This is a genomic window from Halanaerobium sp. (assembly GCF_003070835.1).
Map to the genome: position 1 here is coordinate 1 of NZ_QBLR01000360.1, position 3,237 is coordinate 3,237.

The following is a 3,237-nucleotide window of genomic DNA, read 5'->3' on the forward strand; positions in this document are numbered from 1 at the left end:
TAATAATCAATTATTTTTTTCCTACGTTCTAATAAATAATCATATCTCTCAAGCTGCATTAGACCAATACTTGCTAAAATATCTGTCATATTATATTTATGTCCAGGTAATACAATATCATATTCCCAAGAACCTCTTTTAGTCTTAGACAAAGCATCTTTAGATTGTCCATGTAAGCTATGAAGCATATATTTATTGTATAATTCATCATCTTCTATACCTGGTATATTTTTCCAAGCAACTGCTCCACCTTCTGCAGTAGTCAAATTTTTAACTGCATGAAAAGAAAAACAGCTAAAATCAGCAACTTGACCAGCATTTAAGTTATCTCTTTCAGCACCAAAAGCATGTGCACAATCAGCCAGTACTATAATCCTATTAAATTTTTCTTGAAGATAATTCTTTGATTTAAATTTATTTTTATTATTTTTAACTATTTCATAAATTTTATTATAATCACACATCTTACCAGCTATATCTACTGGCATTATTGCCTTTGTATTTTCAGTAATTAAGTCATTTAACTTCTCGTAATCCATTTCAAAAGAATCTTCTTTTAAGTCAACCATAATTAGCTTTGCTCCAACATGTTTAACTACTGCTGCAGTTGCACTATAAGTGTAAGGTGTTGTTATTACTTCATCTCCAGGCCCAATATTTAATATTCTAAGTGTTAATTCCATAGCTGCAGTAGCAGAACTCAAACATGCAGTTCTATTTACTTTTAAATACTCTGCTATTTTTTGTTCGAATAATTTAGTTTTTGGTCCAGTTGTTACCCAACCTGATTCCAATGTATCTATTACTTCTTTTATTTCTTTTTCAGTTATGTCTGGAGGGGAAAATGAAATATTTCTTTTTGTCATTTTTAAAAACCCTTTCTAAAAACACAATATTTTCTATAGATATAAGGCATTTTTTAAGAAATTCTTAATTATTTTTAAAAAAATACAATATTTTTAAAAAACTGCCTTACATTATCTTCCTTTTTGTAATATAATGACAATATATTGGAAATAAATAGATATTATTATAATAAATAACAAAGGAGGATAGATGTTTATTTAACAAAAATACTAAAAAAGGAGAATAAATTATGCCATATCATAAAATACCAAATGATTTCTGGTACAATCATTTTTTGCTTAATTGTAGTGACAAAGTAAAATTACTGGCTATTTATCTGCTTACATCACCACATCGTATTTCAGAAGGTCTATACAGATTACCAAAAAATTATATATGTGCTGATTTAGAATGGCAGCCAGAAGAGTTAGCTGAAGCCTTTACTAAACTCTTAGATCTGGGATTTATTAAATATGACCCACATCATAAGATAATACTGATCCCAGAGATTGTCGCCTATCAAACACCACAGAATCCAAATCAAGAAAAATCAGCAGTTAACAAACTAAGACCGCTTATAAAAAGTACTTTATTTAAAGAATTTGTAGAATTAAATAAAAGCATTAACTCAAGCTTTTATAAACGCTTATGCAAAGAGTTTGGTGAATCTCTAGCTCCAGCTCGTTCTCGAACTCAATCTCAAACTCAAAATCAAACTCAATCTCAAGAAAACAAAGAAATCGCTGATTTTCTTGAAGAATATGATAATCGAAATAAATCTTCAGAAAAAAGTTCTGCTGATAAAGATAAAACAGTTAACACTAATCTAGTTCTCTTTGATGAAAGTAATTCAGTTGTTAAAGACTCTAAAGCAGTTCAGTTAACTGAGCACTTAATTGATAGAATACTTGAAAATAATCCTAGAGCTCAGGTTCCTGCAAAGAATCCATATGAAGCTAAGTTTAAGCAGTGGAAAACAGCAATAGAAAGACTGCACAGATTAGGCCCTGTTGGTGCTAAAGAAAATGAAAACAAAGCTTACAGCTGGAATGAAATTGAAGACATAATTAACTTCAGCCAGGATAATGAATTTTGGAGCAACAATATCTTAAGTGCTCAAAAATTAAGGAAACAAATTATTAAATTAGAAAATCAGTTTAAACAGATAGGCAAATCCAAATCAAGCAAAAAGATGGATATGCTTGCAGAGCTCTATGCTCTAAATAGTGAGGAGACATAAAACTATGAATAAACAACATATAATAGAACTGTTAACTTATTTAAGCAACTGCTACTCTGGAAAATTTAAATTCCCTAAGCCTGACCAGAGAAATAATCAAATGATGATTGATGTCTGGCATGATCTACTAAAGTATTACAGTGAAGAATTGGCTACAAAAGCCGTAAAAAAGTTGGTCATTAACAATTCGGAATGGCCACCTTCTGTTGGTGCTGTAGTAAAAGAAATAGAATTAATAATCCAACCACCAGAAAACAGAATGACAGCAGGTATGGCCTGGAAACTAGTAAAGGATGCTGTGAGAAAATATGGTTATTATAAACCTAAAGAAGCTATGGAGTCTCTACCACCAAAAGTTAGAGCAGCAGTTGAACATTTTGGAGGTTTTGCTGAAATCTGTCATACTAAAGAAAATGATAGTTATGTTAAAAATCATTTTCATAAGCTCTACAATGAAGTAACTAGATATGATGAAGATTTACAATACTTACCAGAACAATTCAGGCAAGAGCTTATATATATTTCAGAAAAAACTACCGAAAGGAAGTAATATAATGTCTGCCTTCACTAAAGAAGATCTAAAAAATCTTTTTATTAAAAAAGCAGAAGAACTGCAAAAAGTTCCTAGTTCAACTGAAATAAATGAAGATCCAAAACTACCAAATTATCCAGTATTTAAAGCTGCTTTCGGTAATCTAAGAAAATGTAAAGAACTCAAAACAATCGTAGAAAAATATACAGCGATCAATAAAATAAACAGGCAGTTCTGTCGAGATTGTGTAGAAACACCAGACAACTGTGAAAATGAAATATCTATGTGTAAAGAAGATGCAGAGCTTTACTTTACACTAAAAGATAAAATCATCTGAGCATTATGCCACCAGTGCAGCCTCTGTTCTTCAGGGGCTGCTTACCATAATTAATTAAGATAATTATTGTGCTTATCTCCTGATTCAATTAGAATAATTAATGAGGTGATTGATTTATTGAGTTCTTTTAAATCTTTTTCGAATCTTATTAATAGAAAAATAGAGAGAACCATTGGAAACCCATAAGAACTAATTAAAGAAAATAGTTCTTCCACTTAAACTACCCCCTTTCTGAACTTATGTTTTCTTTATTTTATCATTTTAGTTCAGTTAAGGTAAGGA

5 protein-coding genes are annotated in these 3,237 nt (G+C 30.3%); 3 read left to right on the forward strand and 2 right to left on the reverse strand.

What is annotated here, in order from left to right; translation table 11 throughout:
• A partial coding sequence (locus CI949_RS18970) for a DegT/DnrJ/EryC1/StrS aminotransferase family protein (RefSeq protein ID WP_290769308.1) occupies positions 1-866 on the reverse strand: 866 nt, incomplete at its 3' end.
• Positions 867-1,096: 230 nt separating this feature from the next.
• Here CI949_RS18970 and CI949_RS18975 point away from each other — a divergent pair.
• The 3 genes from CI949_RS18975 to CI949_RS18985 are packed head-to-tail and all read left to right on the forward strand — an operon-like array spanning position 1,097 to position 2,955.
• Positions 1,097-2,086, forward strand: coding sequence for a hypothetical protein (locus CI949_RS18975; protein WP_290769310.1), 990 nt, complete (start codon positions 1,097-1,099; stop codon positions 2,084-2,086).
• Positions 2,087-2,090: 4 nt separating this feature from the next.
• Complete coding sequence (locus CI949_RS18980; protein ID WP_290769312.1) at positions 2,091-2,636, forward strand: replicative helicase loader/inhibitor; 546 nt, start codon at positions 2,091-2,093, stop codon at positions 2,634-2,636.
• 4 nt (positions 2,637-2,640) lie between these two features.
• The gene (locus tag CI949_RS18985; RefSeq protein ID WP_290769314.1) at positions 2,641-2,955 is read left to right on the forward strand and encodes a hypothetical protein; all 315 of its coding nucleotides are present in this window, start codon (positions 2,641-2,643) and stop codon (positions 2,953-2,955) included.
• 50 nt (positions 2,956-3,005) lie between these two features.
• Here CI949_RS18985 and CI949_RS18990 read toward each other — a convergent pair whose 3' ends face one another.
• Positions 3,006-3,170, reverse strand: a complete 165-nt coding sequence (locus CI949_RS18990) for a YvrJ family protein (RefSeq protein WP_290769317.1) — start codon at positions 3,168-3,170, stop codon at positions 3,006-3,008.
• Positions 3,171-3,237 lie beyond the last annotated feature (67 nt).